The sequence below is a fragment of the Actinoplanes sp. NPDC051513 genome (assembly GCF_044454685.1).
GTDB lineage: Bacteria > Actinomycetota > Actinomycetes > Mycobacteriales > Micromonosporaceae > Actinoplanes.
The window spans coordinates 907846-928289 of the sequence record NZ_JBITDW010000002.1; the positions used below are offsets into that span (position 1 = coordinate 907846).

17 protein-coding genes are annotated in these 20444 nt (G+C 71.9%); 8 read left to right on the forward strand and 9 right to left on the reverse strand.

All coding sequences use genetic code 11. The annotated features are described in order from the left end of the window. Positions 1–222: 222 nt before the first annotated feature. The 5 genes from ACIA5D_RS09520 (at position 223) to ACIA5D_RS09540 (ending at position 5211) form a co-directional block, all read left to right on the forward strand. Positions 223–1398 carry an alginate lyase family protein gene (locus ACIA5D_RS09520; protein WP_396029401.1) on the forward strand — a complete coding sequence of 392 codons (1176 nt, stop codon included), beginning with the start codon at positions 223–225 and terminating at the stop codon, positions 1396–1398. A gap of 15 nt (positions 1399–1413) precedes the next feature. Then, on the forward strand, positions 1414–3594 hold the full coding sequence (locus tag ACIA5D_RS09525; RefSeq protein WP_396029402.1) for a ricin-type beta-trefoil lectin domain protein: 2181 nt from the start codon (positions 1414–1416) through the stop codon (positions 3592–3594). A 145-nt stretch (positions 3595–3739) separates the two neighbouring features. After that, positions 3740–4201: a MarR family winged helix-turn-helix transcriptional regulator gene (locus ACIA5D_RS09530; RefSeq protein ID WP_396029403.1), complete on the forward strand. Its 462-nt coding sequence runs from the start codon at positions 3740–3742 to the stop codon at positions 4199–4201. Further along, a complete protein-coding gene (locus ACIA5D_RS09535) occupies positions 4198–4977 on the forward strand; it encodes a nucleotidyltransferase domain-containing protein (protein WP_396029404.1) in 780 nt (259 codons plus the stop codon). Before ACIA5D_RS09530 ends, ACIA5D_RS09535 begins: the two co-directional genes overlap by 4 nt. 39 nt (positions 4978–5016) lie before the next feature. Continuing rightward, on the forward strand, positions 5017–5211 hold the full coding sequence (locus tag ACIA5D_RS09540; RefSeq protein ID WP_396029405.1) for a hypothetical protein: 195 nt from the start codon (positions 5017–5019) through the stop codon (positions 5209–5211). On the opposite strand, the gene ACIA5D_RS09545 is transcribed toward ACIA5D_RS09540, so the two are convergent. Next, on the reverse strand, positions 5208–5804 hold the full coding sequence (locus ACIA5D_RS09545; protein ID WP_396029406.1) for a TetR/AcrR family transcriptional regulator: 597 nt from the start codon (positions 5802–5804) through the stop codon (positions 5208–5210). The genes ACIA5D_RS09540 and ACIA5D_RS09545 overlap by 4 nt on opposite strands. A 49-nt stretch (positions 5805–5853) precedes the next feature. Between ACIA5D_RS09545 and ACIA5D_RS09550 the strand changes: the two genes are divergently transcribed. Next, positions 5854–7524: an FAD-binding dehydrogenase gene (locus ACIA5D_RS09550; RefSeq protein WP_396029407.1), complete on the forward strand. Its 1671-nt coding sequence runs from the start codon at positions 5854–5856 to the stop codon at positions 7522–7524. Here the strand turns inward: ACIA5D_RS09550 and ACIA5D_RS09555 are convergent. Then, positions 7521–8450 (reverse strand): ricin-type beta-trefoil lectin domain protein, encoded by a 930-nt coding sequence (locus ACIA5D_RS09555; RefSeq protein ID WP_396029408.1) that lies wholly within the window; start codon positions 8448–8450, stop codon positions 7521–7523. The two genes, ACIA5D_RS09550 and ACIA5D_RS09555, sit on opposite strands and share 4 nt — an antisense overlap. Before the next feature lie 288 nt (positions 8451–8738). On the opposite strand from ACIA5D_RS09555, the gene ACIA5D_RS09560 reads away from it, so the two are divergent. Then, a complete protein-coding gene (locus ACIA5D_RS09560) occupies positions 8739–10493 on the forward strand; it encodes an alpha/beta hydrolase (RefSeq protein ID WP_396029409.1) in 1755 nt (584 codons plus the stop codon). A 53-nt stretch (positions 10494–10546) separates the two neighbouring features. Here the strand turns inward: ACIA5D_RS09560 and ACIA5D_RS09565 are convergent, their stop codons facing one another. Continuing rightward, positions 10547–12943 carry a VIT domain-containing protein gene (locus ACIA5D_RS09565; RefSeq protein WP_396029410.1) on the reverse strand — a complete coding sequence of 799 codons (2397 nt, stop codon included), beginning with the start codon at positions 12941–12943 and terminating at the stop codon, positions 10547–10549. Further along, a complete protein-coding gene (locus ACIA5D_RS09570) occupies positions 12940–13509 on the reverse strand; it encodes a MerR family transcriptional regulator (protein WP_396029411.1) in 570 nt (189 codons plus the stop codon). The genes ACIA5D_RS09565 and ACIA5D_RS09570 overlap by 4 nt, the downstream gene beginning before the upstream one ends. A 95-nt stretch (positions 13510–13604) precedes the next feature. Between ACIA5D_RS09570 and ACIA5D_RS09575 the strand changes: the two genes are divergently transcribed. Beyond that, positions 13605–14414 (forward strand): cyclase family protein, encoded by an 810-nt coding sequence (locus tag ACIA5D_RS09575; RefSeq protein WP_396029412.1) that lies wholly within the window; start codon positions 13605–13607, stop codon positions 14412–14414. Here the strand turns inward: ACIA5D_RS09575 and ACIA5D_RS09580 are convergent. From ACIA5D_RS09580 to ACIA5D_RS09600, 5 genes are all read right to left on the reverse strand, one after another. Next, positions 14398–16587 carry a peptidase M6 immune inhibitor A gene (locus ACIA5D_RS09580; RefSeq protein WP_396029413.1) on the reverse strand — a complete coding sequence of 730 codons (2190 nt, stop codon included), beginning with the start codon at positions 16585–16587 and terminating at the stop codon, positions 14398–14400. The genes ACIA5D_RS09575 and ACIA5D_RS09580 overlap by 17 nt on opposite strands. A gap of 130 nt (positions 16588–16717) precedes the next feature. Continuing rightward, the gene (locus ACIA5D_RS09585; protein WP_396029414.1) at positions 16718–16984 is read right to left on the reverse strand and encodes a hypothetical protein; all 267 of its coding nucleotides are present in this window, start codon (positions 16982–16984) and stop codon (positions 16718–16720) included. 170 nt (positions 16985–17154) lie between these two features. After that, complete coding sequence (locus tag ACIA5D_RS09590) at positions 17155–17889, reverse strand: ABC transporter permease (RefSeq protein WP_396029415.1); 735 nt, start codon at positions 17887–17889, stop codon at positions 17155–17157. Beyond that, positions 17886–18785 (reverse strand): ABC transporter ATP-binding protein, encoded by a 900-nt coding sequence (locus ACIA5D_RS09595; RefSeq protein ID WP_396029416.1) that lies wholly within the window; start codon positions 18783–18785, stop codon positions 17886–17888. Before ACIA5D_RS09595 ends, ACIA5D_RS09590 begins: the two co-directional genes overlap by 4 nt. A gap of 96 nt (positions 18786–18881) precedes the next feature. Further along, positions 18882–20060, reverse strand: a complete 1179-nt coding sequence (locus tag ACIA5D_RS09600; protein WP_396029417.1) for a dipeptidase — start codon at positions 20058–20060, stop codon at positions 18882–18884. Positions 20061–20444: the final 384 nt, after the last annotated feature.

A 20444-nucleotide genomic window follows, 5' to 3' on the forward strand; every position in this document is an offset into this window, starting at 1 on the left:
TGACGCTGAGTGGAAGCGGTTCCGGGAGCGGTGCCGGGAGCGGTGCCGGGAGCGGTGCCGGGAGCGGTGCCGGGAGCGGTGCCGCGCGGAGAGCGCTCTCTTGTTCCGGAACCTTTAAGGGAGTCTTAAGTCGGTCGATTTCCGGTTGACCCGGTGGTTGCCGAGCGGGAACTGTTAACCCACTTTCCGGTTTCCCCATCCCCAGCTCCGGGAGCATCCCCCATGCGCAGACGCGCCCTATTAGCGGCTTTCACGGCCTTGGTCGCGGGAGTCGGCGCCTTCGGCGCCCGGCTCGCGACCGCCGATGCCGCGCCGATCACTTTCAGTCACCCGGGCGTGCTGGTCAGTCGCGCCCAACTGGACTTCGTCAAGGGCAAGGTGAACGCGGGCGCCGCGCCCTGGCTCGCCGCCTACAACCAGATGCTGGCCACCAAGTACGCCTCGCTCTCGCGCACCCCCAAGCCGCGGGCGACGGTCGAGTGCGGCTCCTACTCCAACCCGAACAACGGTTGCACCGACGAGCGCGAGGACGCGATCGCCGCCTACACCGACGCGCTGGCCTGGTACATCACCGGGAACGCGGCCTACGCGCAGAAGTCGATCGCGCTCATGGACGCGTGGTCGGCCACGATCGCCTCGCACACCAACAGCAACGCGCCGCTGCAAACCGGATGGGCCGGATCGGTCTGGCCCCGCGCCGCGGAGATCATCAAGTACACCTACTCCAGCTGGCCGAACCAGGCGCGGTTCGCGACCATGCTGCGCAACGTGTACCTGCCGGTCGTGATCGTCGGGAGCTCCAGCAACGGCAACTGGGAGCTGTCGATGATGGAGGCCGCGGTCGGGATCTCGGTGTTCCTCGACGACAAGGCGAGCTACGACCGGGCGATCACGCGGTTCAAGGCGCGGGCGGCCGCCTACATCTACATCGCGGCGGACGGCGCGCAGCCGAAGTATCCGCCGGTGGGCAGCGTCGACACGCCGGGCGAGCTGATCTCCTACTGGCAGGGGCAGAGCACGTTCGTCGACGGGCTTTCGCAGGAGACTTGCCGCGACTTCACGCACACGGGCTACGGAATCTCGGCGATCAGCCACGTCGCCGAGACCACCCGCATCCAGGGTGAGGACCTGTGGCCGTCGCTCCAGGAGCGGATGCGGCAGGCGCTCGGTTTCCACACGAAATTCGAGAACGGCACCGCCGTCCCCTCGAACATCTGCGGCGGCACGGTGACCAAGGGCCTCGGACCGGTCACCGAGGTGGCCTTCAACGCGCTGCACAACCGGCTCGGGATCGCGATGACCAACTCGCAGCAGTACACGGAGTCGCGCCGGCCGCAGGGTACGAACAACCTCTTCGTCGCCTGGGAGACCCTCACCCACGCCAGCAACCCGGCCTGATCGGAGCGATTTTCCATGAGATCACGAAAGCTTCTGGCCGGCGCGGTGCTGGCCCTGGTGGTCGGCGCGCTCGGCGTCGTCGGCATCACCAGCGCGTTCGCCGCCTCCTCGGGAACGCTGGTTTCCTCGCTGAACGGAAAGTGCCTCGACGTCACCAACGGGTCGACGGCCAACGGCAACCAGCCGCAGATGTGGTCGTGCACGGCGGCCAACCAGAACCAGGTGTGGACGCTTGCCGACAACGGCTCGGTGCAGGGCCGCGGGAAATGTCTGGACCTCGCGAACAACTCGACCGCCAACGGCGCGGTCGTGCACCTGTGGGACTGCTTCGACACGGTCGCCACCCAGAAGTGGACGCTGACCGCGTCGAAGGACCTGGTCAACAACGCCGCCGGAAAGTGTCTCGACATCAAGGACAACAATTCCGCCGACGGCGCGAAACTCCAGATCTGGGACTGCGGTGGCTCCGCCAACCAGAAGTGGACCTTCTCGGGAGGAACGACGACGCCCACCACGCCGCCGAGCACCGTGCCGACCAACCCCACGAACCCCGACCTCGGGCCGAACGTCAGCGTCTTCGACCCGTCGATGTCGGCGAGCACCATCCAGAGCAAGCTGAACAGCGTCTTCAACTCGCAGGTCAGCAACCAGTTCGGCAACGCGCGCTACGCGCTGCTGTTCAAGCCGGGCAGCTACAACGTCGATGCCAACGTCGGCTTCTTCACCCAGGTCGCCGGCCTCGGCCTCACCCCCGACCAGGTGAACATCAACGGACACGTCCACGTCGAAGCCGACTGGTGGCCGGACGGCTCGCAGAACGCCACCCAGAACTTCTGGCGCTCCGCCGAGGGCCTTTCGGTGACGCCGGGTGACGGGCTCGACCGCTGGGCCGTCTCCCAGGCCGCGCCGTACCGCCGCATGCACGTCCGCGGCAGCCTGGCGCTCTCCGACGGGGGCTGGTCGTCCGGCGGCTTCATCGCCGACTCCAAGATCGACAACCAGATCCAGTCCGGCTCGCAGCAGCAGTTCCTCACCCGCAACTCGCAGATGGGCAGCTGGAACGGCTCGAACTGGAACCAGGTCTTCGTCGGCAGCCCCGGCGCGCCGTCGCAGAGCTTCCCGTCCCCGCCGTTCACGACAATTGCGAGTACGCCGACGATCGCCGAGAAGCCCTACCTGTACGTCGACAGCGCCGGCGCCTACCAGGTCTTCGTCCCCGCACTGCGGTCCAACGCGAGCGGCACCACGTGGAGCGGCGGCAACCCGGCCGGCGCCTCGCTGCCGATCAGCACCTTCTACATCGTCAAGTCGGGCGACACCGCCGCGACGATCAACGCGGCCCTCGCGGCCGGTAAGAACCTGCTCGTCACGCCGGGTGTCTACCACCTCAACCAGACACTCAACGTGACCCGCGCGAGCACGGTCGTTCTCGGTCTCGGCCTCGCCACGTTCATCCCGGACGGCGGCGTCGACGCCATGCACGTCGCCGACGTCGACGGCGTGCGGCTGGCCGGCATCCTGCTCGACGCCGGCACCACCAACTCCAACATCCTCTTGCAGGTCGGCCCGGCCGGCTCGTCCGCGTCGCACGCGGCCAACCCGACCGTGCTCTCCGACGTCTTCGTGCGGATCGGCGGCTCGATCGCCGGCAAGGCCACCGTCAGCGTCGAGATCAACAGCAACAACGTGATCGGCGACCACGCCTGGATCTGGCGCGCCGACCACGGCAACAACGGAACCGTGGGCTGGAACGTCAACACCGCCCGCAACGGCCTGATCGTCAACGGCCAGAACGTGACCTTCTACGGCCTGTTCGTCGAGCACTACCAGCAGTACCAGACGATCTGGAACGGCAACGGCGGGCGGACGTACTTCTACCAGAACGAGATGCCGTACGACCCGCCGAACCAGGCGGCGTACATGAACGGCTCGACCCAGGGCTGGGCCGCGTACAAGGTGGGCGCCTCGGTGACCACGCACGAGGCATGGGGCCTGGGCAGCTACTGCTACTTCAACGTCAACCCGGCGGTGGTGAGCGCCCGCGCGTTCGAGGTGCCCGCGGTCTCCGGGGTCAAGTTCCACGACATGGTGACGGTCTCGCTCGGCGGCACCGGCACCATCAGCCACGTCATCAACAACACCGGCGCGGCGGTGAACAGCGGGCACCAGGTGACGAGCATCGTCAGCGGCCCGTAACGAGAACGGGGCCCGCCCGGCGGGCCCGTAGCTGTGCCACATCCGCGAGGGGGACCGGGCGGGGCGCGATCGCGCCCCGCCCTACCTCGCCGTTTCCCCCGATGAGTTAGTTGGTGTCACGAACTACCTCGCGTAGGCTGTCCGCATGGCTTCCCTGAGTACCGTCGACGGCCTCGCCCAGCTCTCGTTCCTGGTGCTGGGCACACTCGAGCGCCGTGCCGCCGAGCGCGACCTTTCGCTCATCCAGACCCGGCTGCTCGGCGTGCTCCGCGACCGCCGGCCCACCATGCTCGAGCTGGCGAAACTTCTCGGCCTCGACAAGTCGAGCGTCTCCGGGCTGGTCGACCGGGCCGAGCGCCGTGGCCTGGTCGCGCGCATCCCGTCGGCGGCCGACCGCCGCTCGGTGCTGGTGAGCCTCACCGAGCAGGGGCGCGCGCTGGCGTCCGAGGCCGCGGCGGCGTTCGAGAGCGACGTGACGACTTTCGTCGGGCTACTTTCGCCGTCCGACCGCGAAAACTTGACGAAACTGGTCAGTCGGCTGCTCGTGGCGCACGCGACGGCGAACGGCGTCGACCTTTTCGACACCCTGCTACCGTCGCGCGAGTGATCGACACAGTCACGCGCGACTATCTCGCGGCGGCCGACGCCGCGCTCCCCGGTTTCGTCGAAGGTTTCTACCTGGTCGGGTCGGTAGCCGTCGGCGCGTACCAGCAGGGCCGCAGTGACATCGACGCCATGATCTTCACATCCCGCCCCGCCTCCGCCGACGACCTTGCCGTGCTGCGCGACCTTCACGCCAAGGTTGCCGTCGACGGCGTCTACCTCGAGCCCGCGCTTGCCCGGACCTGGCCCACCGATCGTCCCGTGGCGCCGTTCGTCGTCGACGGCGACCTGCGAGCCGGCCAGCCCTGCGGCGAGCTCACCCCGGTCGTCTGGCTGATCCTTCAGAGGTACGGGATCGCGCTGCGCGGCCCCGCCGTCGCGGATCTCGGGGTGCGCGTCGACCCGGACGAGGTCCGCCGCTACAACCTCGACAACCTGCGCGAGTACTGGCAGGCGAACGCCCACAACTTCCGCTCCTACGTCGAGGCCCTCCCGGCCGGCGAGGCGCGCGACGCGACGATCGTCGCCTGGTACGTTCTCGGGCCCGCCCGCCTGCACCACACCGCCGCCACCGGCGGCATCATCTCCAAGATCGAAGCGGGCCCGTATCTGGCCTCCCTGTTCCCCGAGTACGCCGAACTGGCCGGCCGCGCCGTGCGGCACCGCGCCGGGGAGGACGTCGCGTTCCGGACCACCGATCTGCTGATGGCCTTCGATGCGGTGGACGCCGTGGCCGAGGACGCCTGGCGTCGATTCGGACATCCGGACGGGACCACGTAGCCGGCCGGGGTCGGTTGGCTTGGGGCTCGGGAGGCCACAATGGACAGCTTCTACGCGCTGGTGGGCGGCGAGGCGGCCGTGACCGAAGCCGTCGACCGCCTGTACCGCGTCATCCTCGCCGACGATCGCCTGTCGCCGGCCATGGCAAGCCGAGCCCGGCCACCTGGAGACGGCAACCGACCGCATCCACCCAGGACCCGGCCGCGGCGCTCCATGAGCGACCCGGCGCGCTAACGGACGAGCAGGGCCGTCAGCAGCTGGGTGAGCCATTCGCGGGCGGCCGGCACGTTCCCGTCGAGCAAGAGCTGGACTGTCACGCCGTCGTAGGCCGCCACCACCGCGTGCGCAGCGGCGGGCACGTCGGCCACGCCCGTGGGCAGTGCCAGGCGACCCTGCACCGCGCCCAGGCGGGCCTCGATGGCGCCGCGCAACTCGTCGCGGTGGGCGGCCAGCCTCGTCGCTACTTCGGGGCGCCGTGCCGCGTACAGAAGGAAGTCGGTCTTGACCAGGAGCCAGTCGCGGTCGAGCAGCAGCGTCGCGGCGGTGCGGGCGATCACGGCGTGGATCGAGGGCTCGAGCGGCGCCGGACCGTCGGCGGTCAGAGCGTCGCCGACCTGGGCCGCTATGACCGCGGCGCGCTCGTCGTAGAGGGCGAAGAAAAGTTCGTCCAGCGACGCGAAATTCGAGTAGAACGCGCCGCGGGTGTAGCCGGCGGCCTCGCAGACGTCCTCGATGCGCGCCGGGCCGAAACCTTTCGCGGCGAAGACCCGAAACGCCGCGTCCAGCAGCCGGGCCCGCGTCTGCGCCCGCCTCTTCGTGACCCGCACCCCTCGAACCCTACCCAATACGTTCGTGCATCCGATACATTTCTGAATCGTGAATGCGGACGTGATCGTCGTCGGCGCCGGCCTGGCCGGGCTCGCCGCCACCCATGAGCTCACCGCGGCCGGCAAGCGGGTCGCGCTCGTCGACCAGGAGAGCGCCGCCAACCTCGGCGGGCAGGCGTTCTGGTCGTTCGGCGGGCTGTTCCTCGTCGACACCCCCGAGCAGCGGCGGCTCGGCGTCCACGACTCGTTCGACCTCGCCTGGCAGGACTGGCAGGGCAGCGCCCAGTTCGACCGGCTTCAGGACGAGGACACCTGGGCGGCCAAATGGGCTCGGGCGTACGTGGAGTTCGCCGCCACCGAGAAACGTTCGTGGCTCGCGTCGCTCGGGATGAGCTGGCTGCCGACCGTGGGCTGGGCCGAGCGGGGCTCGCTGCGCGCCGACGGGCACGGCAACTCGGTGCCCCGCTTCCACGTCACCTGGGGGACCGGCACCGGCGTGGTCGCGCCGTTCGTCGCGTCCGTGCAGCGGGCGGCCGAGGCCGGCCTGGTCACGTTCCACCACCGCCACCGGGTGGACGAGCTGATCGTCTCGGCGGGCGCCGCCACCGGCGTACGCGGAAAGGTTCTGGCTCCGGACACCTCGCCGCGCGGCGTCTCCTCGAACCGCGAGGAGACCGCGGATTTCGAGCTGACCGCGCAAGCCGTCATCGTGACCACGGGCGGTATCGGCGGCGACCACGACCTCGTCCGCCGTTACTGGCCGTCGCGCCTGGGAAGCCCGCCCCGCAGCATGGTCACCGGCGTGCCCGCCTATGTGGACGGCCGCATGCTCGACATCGCCGAATCGGCCGGCGCGCGCCTCGTCAACCGCGACCGTATGTGGCACTACACCGAGGGCATCCGCAACTGGGACCCGATCTGGCCCGGCCACGGCATCCGCATCCTGCCCGCCCCGTCGTCGATGTGGTTCGACGCGCTGGGCCGCCGCCTGCCCGACCCGTGCCTGCCCGGTTACGACACGCTCAGCACGCTGCGTCACCTGCGCACGACACCCGATATCGCCGAGTACGACCATTCCTGGTTCATCCTCACCCAGAAGATCATCCGTAAGGAGTTCGCGCTGTCCGGTTCGGAGCAGAACCCGGACATCACCGCGAAGGACCGCCGCGCGTTCGTGCGCGAGCGCATCCTGGGCAAGGGGGCGCCGGGGCCGGTCGAGGCGTTCAAGCGCAACGGCGCCGACTTCGTGGTGGCCGGCGAGCTGGACGGCCTCGTCGCCGGGATGAACAAGCTGACCGACGCGCCGCTGCTCGACGCCGCCCGCATCCGCGCCCAGATCGAGGCGCGCGACCGCCAGATCGACAACCCGTACAGCAAGGACTCCCAGATCCAGGGCATCCACAACTCCCGCCGCTACCGGGGCGACCGGCTGGGCCGCACGGTGGCGCCGCACCGCCTCCTCGACCCGGCCGCGGGGCCGCTGATCGGGGTGAAGCTGCACATCCTGACGCGAAAGTCCCTGGGCGGCATCCAGACCAACCTTCAGTCGCAGGCGCTGACCCCCGGCGGCGACGTGTTCCCCGGGCTCTACGCGGCCGGCGAGGTGGCCGGCTTCGGCGGGGGAGGCGTGCACGGATACAACGCGCTGGAGGGCACCTTCCTCGGCGGCTGCCTCTTCAGCGGGCGCGCCGCCGGCCGTGCGCTCGCCAACAAGCTCTAGGGCAGCGACCAGCGCTGGTTGGCGCGGCCGTTGCAGTCGGCGACCTTCACGGGGGTGCCGGCGGCGGTGCCCGAGGACGGATCGGTCAGGCATTCGTTGCCGGCCGCGTTGATCAGGAGTTGGCCGGAGACGCGCCAGCGGGCGGTCGTGCGGCCGTCGCACCCGGTGATGCGGACCGAGTCGTCGCCGACGACGAGCGCGCACATGCCGAGGACGCGCAGCGTGCCGTCGGTGGCCAGGGTCCAGCGCTGGGCGTCGGTGTTGTTGCAGCCGAAGACCTGGACGTGGTTGAAGTCGGCGGTCACGGCGCCGTTGAGGTCGAGGCAGAGGCCGTTCTGGCCGCGGATCGTGCCGGTGCGGCCCTGCGGCGTCGCGGGGGCGAGGGCCGCGGGCGGGGTGGTCGTCTTCCCGGTCGCGGGAGTGGTGCCCGGCGCGGCGGCAGAGGAGGAGGCTGCCGTGCCGGCCGCGGCCGTGGTCGTCGCGCGGCGGCTCGCGGGCTTGCGGAGCGACGGCGACGACGAGGACGAGGCCGCCACGGGCGGCGCGGCGGGTGACGGCGGCACCAGCCCGGACAACGCCGGGACCGGAGCGTCGGGCAGCGCGGCCGAGACGGACGGGCGACCGCCGGAACGCAGCGCCGCGACGCCGGCCGCGGTCGCGCCGAGCAGAACCACGACGCAGGCCGCCGCCACCACCAGCAGCCGGCGACGGCCGTTGCGGGCCGCCCGCCCGGCCTCGGGCAGGGTCAGGATGGCCGTCGGATCGTCGGCGCCCTCGAGCGAGCGATGCGAGCGGACCTCACGGGTGGTGGCGGACGGCCAGGTCTGCGTGGACTGGTCGCCGTCCGGGGCGCCGGTGTCGCCGAGCAGGTAGGGGCGGACGAGCAGGGGATCTCGCTCCTCGTCGTGGTGCTCGTCGTCCGTCACGCTTCACCCGCCGCCGTCGAGCCGTCAAGACACGATCGACCGCCCAACCTACCCCCGGCCGCCGGGGGCCGCTGACCCACCGAAGATCCGACTTTCCGCGCGTTGCGGCCGTCGGGGCCGAGACGGAACACACCGGCCTGCGGCGATGCACCGGGCGTCGGGTGGCCGACACCGCGCGTGAACGGCAACGGAGCTGCACCGCGACGGCGAACCGGGCGGAACCGCCGCGAACCTACCTTTCTGATCATCCGGGGCGACGTCGGCGCCGGTCTACCAGGAAGGTCACGCATGCCGCTCTCCACCCGTCTGCTCGCGGCCGGCGCCGCGAGCCTCGCGCTCGCCGGGGCGATGATCATCGCACCAGCGCCGGCGTCCGCCGCCACAGCCCCGGCCGCCTCGGCCGCCCGCACCAGCGCCGCCGAGCGTCGCCGGGTCGACGCGGTCGCCACCCCGAAGCTCCACTGGTACGCCTGCTACGGCTGGGGCGAGTGCGCGACGGCGAAGGTGCCCCTCGACTACGACCGGCCCCACGGCAAGCAGGTCACGCTCGCGCTGCTGCGGGTCAAGGCCCGCGACCAGAAACACAAGATCGGCAGCCTCTTCGTCAACCCGGGCGGCCCCGGCGGCTCCGGCGTGTCGATAGCCCTCGCGGCGCCGTACTTCATGAGCGACGCGCTGCTCGACCGCTTCGACGTGGTCGGCATGGACCCGCGCGGCATCGGCTTCAGCGACCAGGTCAACTGCTTCGGCGACCCGGGACGGCAGACGGCCCCGATGACGACGCTGAGCATCGGCTTCCCGTGGGGCGCCGCGCAGGAGAAGGCCTTCGTCAAGGCCGCCGGCCAGGCGGCCCGGGCCTGCTCGACGACCGGGCGGGAGATGGCCGGGAGCATGTCGACCGCCGAGGTCGCCCGGGACATGGACGTGATGCGCCGCGCCGTCGGCGACAGCAAGCTCACCTACCTCGGCTTCAGCTACGGCACCGCGCTCGGCCAGTACTACGCCAACATGTTCCCGGACCGCTTCCGGGCCATCGCCGTCGACGGCGTGATCAACCCGCAGGCGTGGGTCGGCACCGCGAAGACCGGCGGCCAGATCCAGGACGACCGGCTGCGGTCGGCGGACGGCGCGTGGAAGGCCCTCGAGGAGCTGCTGCGCCGCTGCGGCCTGGCCGGCCCGGCGAAGTGCGCGTTCAGTGCGAGCCCGATGCGCCGTTTCCGGGTGATCGCCGAGCGCCTCAAGGCCCGGCCGCTCACCGTGGGCGACGAGAAGGTCACGTACGCCCTGTTCATCAGCATGGTGCTCGGCGCGCTCTACGAGCCGGACGCGGGCGCCGAGGTCACCGCGCTCGCCGCCGAGCTGTACCAGCTGACCACGCCGGGGTTCGTGCCCAGCAGGACGAAGCTGGCCGAGGCGGCCGACCGGATCGGCCGGATGCGCCGCCAGGCCGAGGGGCGCGCCTTCCCCTACGACAACAGCTTCGACGCGTACGCCGCGGTGATGTGCACCGACGGCCGCCACCCGGCCAGCGGGGCGTCGTGGGCCAAGGCCGCCGCCCGCGCTGACAAGCGGGCCACCTACTTCGGCCGCGCGTGGGCCTGGGCGAGCGTGCAGTGCGCCCGTGACAAGTGGACGGTGCACGACGAGGACGCCTACACCGGGCCGTTCACCAAGCGCACCCAGCACCCCGTCCTGATCGTCGGAAGCTTCTGGGATCCGGCCACCAACTACGCCGACGCCGTGACGTCGTCGAAGCTGCTGCCGAACAGCCGCCTGCTGTCCAGCGACAACTGGGGCCACACCGCGTACGGCACGTCGTCCTGCGCCACCGGCATCACCGACCGCTACCTGCTGTACCGGTCGCTGCCCGCCCCCGGCACGACCTGCGCCGGCGACCAGCAGCCGTTCCGGACGCCGCTCGACAGTGGACAGACCGTCAAGGCGACCGGCGCCTTCGACCTGACGACGGCGTCGGCCGCCGAGATCGCCGCCCATGGCCTGCCCGCCCCGGGCGCGCCGAAGGTGCCGCCGCCGGCGCTCTGACGCCGGCTCCACGAGGATGGCCCGCCCTTGAGGGGGCGGGCCATCCGTCGTTGTCAGCGCTTCCAGAAGGCCCGCCGGGCGGGGTGGTCGCCAGACCCGCCGGAGCCGCCGGAGCCGCCGCCGAAGGCGGCCAGGGCCGTCAGCGCCGCGGCCCACTTCTCGTCGACGGCGCCCTCGCCGTTCAGGACCGTGACCAGGTCGCGCAGCGGGGCGAACTCGTCGCCCGGCAGGGACCCGAGCAGGACCTCGAGGCGGCTCGCCAGGTCGTCGAGCAGGTCGCGCCGCTCGTAGGCGGGCAGCCCCGCCGCGTCGCGCAGCCGGCCCGCCTCGACCCTGGCGATCTCGCGCACCTGGTCGAGCGTCGGCGCCGCGCCACCGGGCGCCATCGCCTTGCCCGCCCGCATCGACCCGGTGACGGCCGCGAAGGTCATCGGCCCGCGGGCCCGCCCGGGGCCGGCGCCCGCGGACTCGGCCCGTGCCGGCGCGAACCGGGCGCCGCCGGGCGCAGGCGGGGGCATCGGCGCGGCCGGCGGCATCGGCGCCATCGAGCTCATCCGCAGCATCGCGGGCGCGACATCGCCGGCGGCGCCCTCCCAGCCCGACGGCAGCTCGACCGGCTGGGTGACCCGCCGGGACTCGCCGCCCTCGTTGACCACCCGGCTGTCGACTGCCACGAACGCGGTGAACCGGCAGAGCACCCCGTACCGCAGGGAGGTGGCGACGATCCGGTCTTCGAGGCCACGGTCGCCGGCCGCGTACGCGTCCTCCAGATCACGCAGCCGCGCCCGCGCCCACTGGGCCGCGATCGCCGGCTCCTCGCGCTCGCGCACCTCGACCGTGGTGCGGAACTCGCGGTCGTCGCGGGTGCGCCCGGTGACGGTGAGGCTGCCCTCGGGCTTGCCGGCGAACCGCCCGGAGACCACCAGCGGGACGCCCGGGTAGATGCCGGGCAGCCGGGCCGGGGTGCGCTCGTCGTCGAGCAGGCGCAGCCCGGTCGCGGTGACCGTGAGGCCGGTGACGACAGGCGCGCCGATCCGGCGGTGGATGTGCTCCATCGCCGCGTCGAGGCGGTCCTCGCTCTCGACCAGCTCGGCCCGGCCGGCGCCGAGCGCGGCGAGCCGGCCCAGGAAGCCGGCGTTGACGGCGCGGTCGATGCCGATGGTGTGGATGCGGGCGCCCGCGACCAGCGGGGTGACGTCGTGGACGATCTGGTCCTCGTTGCCGACCTGGCCGTCGGTGACCAACACCAGCACCTTGTCGCGGCCCTCGCTCGCCTGAAGCAGCCCGAGCCCGGCCATCAGCGGGGCGAGCAGCTCGGTGCCGCCGCGGGCATCGGCGCGGGCGAGGTGCTCGACGGCGCGGAAGCGGTTGCGGTCGCTCGCCTCGGCCAGCCCCTCGCCGAGGTCGGCCGGCCGGTCGACCTGGTGGTCGAAGGTGAGCACGGCGAACCGGTCGGCCGCGGTGAGCGTGTCGACGACGCGGGCCGCGGCCCGGCGGGCGGCCACCATCTTCCAGCCGCCCATGCTGCCGGAGCGGTCGAGCAGCAGCACCACGTCCTTGGGGCGGGCGGCGGCGGTGTCGGCGGGCGGGAGCACGACGAGTTGGTAGACGCCCTCGGGCTCGGCCGCGGTCGCGTCGGGCACGGCGATCGCGGTCTCGCCGCCGCCCGCGTACCCGATGCGGAGCACGAAGTCGCGGTCGGCCCGCTCGCCGGGCCGGATGCTCAGCGTGCCCTCGTTGTCGGTGACCGTGTGCAGGCTCGACCGGACGTCGCCCAGGGTGAGCCCGGCCGGGTCGATGTGGACGCCGACGGACAGGCGCAGCGGGTTGGGGAAGCCGGGCAGCAGCACCGGCGGGGAGATGCGCGACGCGTCGGGGACCGCGTCGGTGTCGGGCGTCTGGCCGTCGCCGGCGTAGGGCCCGGGCAGCGGGTTGCCGGGCACGTAGCGCGGCGCGACGACCAGCGGGAAGCGGAACGTGGCCGCGCCGTCCTCGAAGGGCAGCGGGCCGACTAGGCTCAGCTCGATCGTCACCCGCTCGCCGGGCAGGATGTTGCCGACCCGCATGGTGAACACGTCGGGCCGCTCCTGTTCGGCGATCGAGGCGCGCTTGCCGGCGGCGATCGCCTGGTCGTACGCCTCGCGAGCGGCCCCGCGCTCCTGGAGCTCGGCCTCGACCGTGCGCTCGTCGGCGGTCATCTTCATCGCCGTGACGGCCGCCCGGTCGGGCAGCGGGAACACGTACGTCGCCTCGAGCGCGCTCTCGTGGACGTTGAGGAACTCGGTGACCACGGTGGTGCGGGCGACCAGACCGCTGATGCGGGTCTGCACGTCGAGCCGGTCGAGCGGCAGGTTGCCCCGATCGGTGCTCAGGTTGCCGAAGCCGGCGTCGGGCAGGATCTTGATGCGGCTGAGCTCGCCCGGGCTCATCGGCGTCACGGAAAAGGTCATGGCGTTCTCCCATCGATCAGTCCACGGGACTCGAGCAGGCCGAGCAGGGGTGCGGCGGCCGCGGCGATCGCGGCGCGGTCGGTGTCGGTGGCGGGGTGGGGCAGGAGCAGGATGGCGCCGCCGCCGAGCGTCACCCCGTGCACGGGTGCGGCGGCCGGGACGACCTCCGCTGTTCCCTTTGCCGGTCGGTCGGCCCAGAAACGTGGGCGCTCGGCCACATCGGGCTCGGCCACGGGCGAATCGCCGGCGGCCAGCAGGTGTTCGGGCACGCGGGCCGCGTCGTCCAGGCCCTGCGGGCTGAGCCGGACGAAGTCGGCCTGGATCTGGGCGAGGCTGCGGCCCTCGGCCTGCCAGCGTTTGATGGCCACCAGTTGCCGCAGGTGGCGCGGCCCGTAGAGCGCGGTGCGCCCGCGCATGCCGAGCGGGCGGTCGACCAGGCCGATCGTCGTGTACCACCGGATGGCGCGACGGTCGGGAACGTCGCGGACGCGGCCGTTGGGCGCGCCGGAGTACTCGGCCGCCAAGGCCTCTCGCACCCGCTCGACCAACTCATCCATCGTCCACATGCCGACGAGTCTGACACTGTCACGGTGACAGTGTCAACGTCGGGCGGGAAAGTGGCACATTGACGTCAGTCCCCACGGGGGCTAAGGAGAATGGCATGCGACGACGCGAGATCATGGGCGCGGCTGCGGCCGGGCTGGCGGGGGCGATGATGAGCGGTGAGGCGGCCGAGGCCGGCGGCCGCGACGTCCCGCGCCTCGACCGGCTGCGGCTGATCAGCCTCTCCCACGTCAACGACCCGGCCACCACCAACGTCTACCCCGGCGACCCGCCCTTCGAGCTGGAGACCATCGCCACCATCGAGAACGACGGCTACTACCTCCAGTTCGTCCGCGAGGGGGAGCACACCGGCACGCACTGGGGCGCGCCTGGGCACTTCAACACGGGCGAACCGCTCGCCGACGACCTGGACGTCGAGGACCTGTTCCTGCCGGCCGTCAAGATCGACGTGCGGGAGAAGTGCGCCCGCAACGCCGACTACGAGGTCACGATCGCCGACCTCCAGGCCTGGGAGCGCCGCCACGGCCGCATCCCCGACGAGTCCATGGTGATCATCTGGACGGGCTGGGACGCCCGCTGGGGCACCGACGCCTACTTCAACTTCGACGCGGACGGCGCCATGCACCAGCCCGGATTCGCCCTCGAGACGATCCAGTGGCTGGTCGGCACCGGGCGGATCGGGCGCCGCGGCGGCACCGGCACCGACACGTTCAGCCCCGACGTCGGCACCGACACCACCTACGCCGTCTCGCTGCTGGTCTACCAGCGCCACCGGATCAGCCTCGAGATCCTCGCCAACCTCCGGGCGCTGCCACCGACCGGCGCGTACGTGCTGTGCGGCGGCCACATCAACAAGGCCGGCGCCGGCTCCACGGCCCTGATCTACGGCATCATCCCGCCCGGCTGACCGGTTTGCCGGCGCCCGGTCTCGCGGGCGCCGGCATGCCGCCGCCGGGCTGGACGGCGCCGTTGACCACCAGGCGGTAGGGCGCGTATTGCTTCACCTTTTCCGACGGTTCGTCAAAGGCGACAATCGCCACCACTTTCGGGTACGCCTTGAGCACAGCGAACTTGTCCACGGGAACGATTCGCGCGCGCTTGCCGTCGATGCCGACCAACCGCACGTGCCACGCGTGCACCGGCGTGGGCACGATCGCCGTCGGCGACCGCCAGCCGTCCAGGCTCGTCCCGTCGCTCAGCACCGTCGTGCCCAGCGTGATCTTCCCGATCCGCCAGCCGCCCCGGCTCACCGCGGCGTCGCTGACGTACCGCAGACCCAGGAGCACCTGCTTCCCGGCGTACGGCGCGAGGTTGTAGCTCGCCGTGACCACACCGCCGCTCGCGGCGGTCAGACCGGGACCCAGCGGTCCCGGCACCGTCCGGTCGCCGGTCACCGTCGTGTAGGTCCGGCCGCCGTTGATCGAGATCATCACGTACGCGAAGTCGTACGAGTCCTCGATGTCGTAGGACGTCTCGAGCCGCAGCGTCGCGCCGGCGGCGGCCGGCACGGTGGCCGGGATGACCGCCTGCGAGTCGAGATCGTTGCGGTTGCCCGAGAACAGCGTCTTGTCGGCGACGCTCCAGCCGGTCGGCAACGGCGGCAGCGTCGGCGCGCCCGCGAACGACACCGACCTGACCGGGGTGGGCAGCGGCACGTAGTCGGCGCCGTTCGGCGCGGCCCCGGGAATGTCGTAATCGGACTTGTTGGCCAGGTTGATCGTGGACCGCAGGCTCCGCGCCGTGACCCGCTGCAGCGGAAGGCCGATCATCTCACCGCCGCCCTCGCCGACGATCTTGTCGACGAGCGTCATCGTCTGGAAGTCGTGCAGCACGTCGTCGAGGGTCGTCCCGGTGGGCAGCGCCGCCTGCACTCCCGCCAGGCCCTGCCGCACGCTGTCGCGGTGCAGCATCGTGATCGCGCCCAGGCCGAACCGGTCCCGCAGGTAGAGCATGAGCGAGTACGCGATGCCGTAGTCGGCGAGCACCTCGCTCGGCGCGCCCTCGTCCCACAGGTTCAGCGAGTTCTGCGGGCCCCCGCACTCGCGCGGGTTCGCGTTGAACGTCGTCTTGACGTTGCCGAACCCCTGATAGCAGACCAGATGGCTGTCGTTGCCGCGGTCGTGGACGGTCGCCTTCCCGTCGACGTAGCCGACCAGGGTCTGGGCGAAGTCGGACAGCCCCTCGTTGACCCACGGCGCCTCGGCGGCATCGGCGTAGTACTCCAGCAGGTGCTGCCACTCGTGCGCGAAGGTCGCCTCGTACAGCCGCGGCCGGGCCGGCCGGCTGGTGCACAGGTCGTCGGTGGGGTCGTCGGCGGGATCCGCGCCCAGCCGGTGCTTCCAGTCGTACGCGTCGATGGTCATGACGTTGCGGTCGAACATCTCGTTGAGCTGCGCCGAGAAGAACCCGGCGACGTACGTGACCGCCTTGGGGAACGTGGAGTAGTTGTCGTCGCGGATGTTGTCGACCAGGGTGACGGTCTTGTTGCCGTCGCCGGTGAAGTCGCCCTCGATGGCGGGGTTCGAGCCGTCGCGGTCGGGCGGGGTGCTGAAGGTGGCGGTCTCCCGCGGATAGATCGTGCCATCGAACTCGCGGATCAGGTCGGCGATCCGCGCGTCGCTCACGTCGATGGAGTTCTTGCGGCAGTCGTCCGCGGGGAACGCCAGGTCATCGGCGACCCACACCTCGATGTGCCGGCCGACGGCGCGCAGCTTGTACTTCTTCGGGTAGTACTTCCCGGCGACGTCGTCGAGCCCCATCCATTCCCGCTCGGTGCCGACAGCCGGCGTTCCGGCCGCGGCGGCGCGCGACTCGGGCCGCTTGCGGTAGCGGGGATGCTCGGGCAGCGGCTTGCCGTTCAGGGTGAATCGCGTCCGGTCGAGCTCGCGGACGTCGGAAGTGGGGGCCGGCCGCGAGCCGGTGGCCGGCCGCGAGCCGGGCGCCCGCTGCGAGTCGAGGGCCGGCCGCGAGCCGGGCCCCGGCTGCGCCGGCGGGACGCTCGGTGCGGCCGAGGCCGGGGCTGGCAAAAGCGACGTGACCACGGCGGCCACCGCAAAAGCTGCTAAACGGACACGATCCATGAAAATGGACGCTACCCGCCACGCGACCAGGGGAAAGCCAACACGCGCTATTCGAACTGGGTCGTGCGACGAGGCGCGACCGCAGGCCCTGACCGCGCAGATCTCGACGAGCGCGGCGATGCCCTGCGGCTCATTCGAACAGGGAGTGGTGGCCGTCGCCCTCGGCTCGGCGGCGGGCCCGGCGCCGCAGCTGCACCACGATCATGTCGACGACCGCGACGGCGGCCCAGGCGAGCAGCAGCCAGCCGGGCACGGTCCAGCCGGCGTGGAACAGCCAGATCGCCAGCAGGGTGCAGACGACGAAGCCGAACGCGGCCAGGATCAGCCGCAGGTTCAGTGCGCTGTACGGCTCGCCGACCGTCCCGCGACGGCCCGGTGGCTGAGCTCCGATGGGCATGTCCGGCGCGTACCCCTGTCGAGTAGTCGGCAAACCGGGCCGGCCTGCCGCCCCGGGTGATCGGCGCAACCAGGCTACGCCCGGCCCGGGTGGCCCGGGTGGTCGGCGGCGCCCGGCTATGCGCGGCCCGCGTGACCTGGGGAACCGGGCCACTCGGGCCGCGCCGGTTGTCAGGCGACCTCGCGGCGCAGGATGCGCCACGAGCCGAGGACCAGTGGCAGCGCCACCCACACCAGGCAGGAGACGGCGAGGCGCGCGTACTCGCCGGAGGTCATCGACGGCTCGGACAGCGGGCCGGACGTCACGCCGAGGTCGAGCCAGCCCGAGACCCGTTGCAGCGCCTTGATCGTCTCGCGCAGGATTCCCCAGATCGTGGGCAGCGCGAAGAACGCGACGATCGCCAGCGGCGAGTTGAGCAGCAGCGCTCCGAAGGCCATGCCCATCAGCAGGAACAGCACCTCGGTCAGCGCGCCCTGCCAGATCAGCGAGCCGTCGACGCGCCAAGCGCCGTCGCCGCCCAGCGCCGTGCCGAGCAGGTTGGCCGCGGCGCTGAACAGCAGGGTCACCGCGGTCGTGGCGAGCGCGATCAGCACGCCGGCCGCCAGTTTCGCCGCGATCACCCGCAGGCGCGACGGGACCAGCGCGAAGGTGGTCAGCGCGGTGCGCTGCGACCACTCGCCGGTCATCGAGAGGATGCCGAGCACCGGCAGCAGGACCGCGGAGGGCACCAGGCCGAACGCGAAGAAGCCGGCGAAGGTGAGTTCCTCGTCGGGCGCCCAGCCCAGAAGGATCGCCGCGGTGGCGACCACGCCGAGTCCGATGAGGACCAGCAGCCAGAGACCGGCCCTGGTGTCGGCGAGCTTGCGCAGCTCGACGAGCGTGAGGCGGGGGAGCGGGACGCTCATCGGACCGCCTCCCGCACCGACTCGCCGGCGGTCAGTTCGAGGAAGACCTGTTCCAGCCCGCCGGAGCCGGCCGGTCGCAGCTCGACCAGCGCCACGCCGGACTCGGCCGCGGCCAGGCCGATCGCCTCGGCGCCGGCCCGGACGACGACACCGCCGTCCGTGGTCGGCGTGCCGGTGAGCCCGGCGCTCTCGAGCGCGGCCGTGAGCGCGATCGGATCGACGGCCCGGACGAGGGTGCCGGCCGAGGCGAGCAGCTCGTCGCGGCCGCCCTGCGCGACGACCCGGCCGCCGCCGATCACGACGAGGTGGTCGGCCACCGCCTCGACCTCGCGCAGCAGATGGGAGGAGAGCAGCACGGTGCCGCCGCGGTCGGCGAAATCGCGCAGCAGCCCGCGCATCCAGAAGATGCCCTCGGGGTCGAGGCCGTTGGCCGGCTCGTCGAGGACCAGCACCGTGGGGTCGCCGAGCAGGGCGTGGGCCAGGCCGAGGCGCTGGCGCATGCCGAGCGAATACCGTTTCACCCGGCGGCGGGCGGCGGTCGGGTTGAGGCCGACGCTGTGCAGCGCCCGGTCGGCGTGGCCCCGGTCGACGCCCATCGTGAGCGCGGCGAGGGCGAGCACCTCGCGGCCGGTGCGGCCGCCGTGCTGCGCCGAGGCGTCGAGCAGGACGCCGATGCGCCGGCCCGGGTTGCCGAGCCGGCGGTAGGGGACGTCGCAGACGGTCGCGGCGCCGGAGGTGGGCGGGGTGAGGCCGCAGATCATGCGCATGGTGGTGGACTTGCCGGCCCCGTTGGGCCCGAGGAAGCCGGTCACGGTGCCGGGTTCGCAGGTGAACGACACGTCGTCGACGGCGGGGTGACTCCCGTACCTCTTCGTGAGGTGCTCAACCCTGATCATGCCGCTCAGCGTGCCGGGGCGGGCCGGCGCGCCGCGACGGCCAGAGGTCGACGCCGGCCCGGCGAAGGTCGATGGAACCGTCGACTTTGGTCGGTGTCAGCGCGCGGGGGTGGTGGGCCAGAGTGGTTCCTGCGCGAGGCGCTCGGCCTCCCGCAGCACCCGCAGAATGTTGCGGCCGGCCAGTTTGTCGAGGTCGGCATCCGACCAGCCGCGGGAGGAGAGCTCGGTGAGCAAGCGGGGATATCCCGAGACGTCGGACAGCCCCTCGGGCAGCTCGGTCGTGCCGTCGAAGTCGCCGCCGAGGCCGACGTGGTCGACGCCGGCCACATCGCGGGCGTGGCCGACGTGGTCGGCGACCTGGGCGACCGTCACGACCGGCCGCGGGTTGGCCGCCACCCAGGCGCGGAAAGCGGGCTCCGCCAAGGGATCCGCGTCCAGGCTCGGCGGGATCGTGGCGGGGTCCTCCGCGGGACGCGGGGCGCGCGGCCAGTCGGCCGACGGGCCGGGCAGGCCGAGCCGCTGCCATTCGGCGTCGGCGGCCCGCCCCCAGGCGCGGGCCTCCGCCGAGACGAAGGGGGCGACGAAGGTCAGCTGGACGACGCCGCCGTTGTCCCGCAGGCGGGTCAGCACGTCGTCCGGGACGTTGCGGGGATGGTCGTTGACGGCACGGGAACCGGAGTGGCTGAAGATGACGGGCGCGAAAGCCGTGTCCAGCGCGGCGTGCATGGTGACGACCGCGACGTGGGAGAGGTCGACGAGCACGCCGATGCGCTGCATCTCGCGGACCACGGCGCGGCCGTCGTCGTTCAGCCCCTGGACCGCGGGCTCGGCGGCGGCCGAGTCGGCCCAGGAGGTGTTGTGGTTGTGGGTGAGGGTCATGTAGCGGACGCCGAGGCGGGCGAACGCGCGCAGCACGCCGAGCGAGGTGGCGATGCTGTGGCCGCCCTCGATGCCGATCAGGGAGGCGATCCGGCCCTCGCCGATGACGCGCTCGACGTCGTCGGCGGTGCAGGCGATGGCCAGGTGGTCGGGGTAGGCCGCGGCCATCCGGTAGACGGCGTCGACCTGCTCCATCGTCGCCACGACCGCCTCGGGCTCGCTGAGGGCGGACGGGACGTAGACCGACCAGAACTGGCCGCCCACCCGGCCGGCGCGCAGCCGGGGGATGTCGGTCTGCAGTTCGGGGCGGGGCTCGTCGAGGCCACCGACCCGGTAACCGAAGCGGCCGCGCAGCTGCATGGGCAGGTCGTTGTGCCCGTCGATGATCGGCATCATGAGGACTGGCTACCCCGCCGGACCGCTGTCGCGCAACTGGTTCGGCCGATCAGGGGGTGGCGGGGATCGATAGCGTGCGAGGCATGCGGATTCCCGTGCGCACGCTTCTCTGCACCAGATCGTTGGCATCGCTTTCGTGGGCACTCCCACAAGTTTGACGCGCGTGACGCGACCGGTTGTTCATTTTCAGACGCGCCCACGACGGCCGCTGTTTCCGTAATGTTAACGGTCGGCCGCTGCCCACATCCGGCGGCCCGCGCGATGCGGAATCCCGTTGCCGCGCGAAGCCGGCCGCGAGGCCGACGGCGTCGAAGGGAGGCCCACCATGGCTAAGAAGTCGAAGAAGGACAAGAAGAACAAGAAGAACAAGAAGAAGAAATGAAC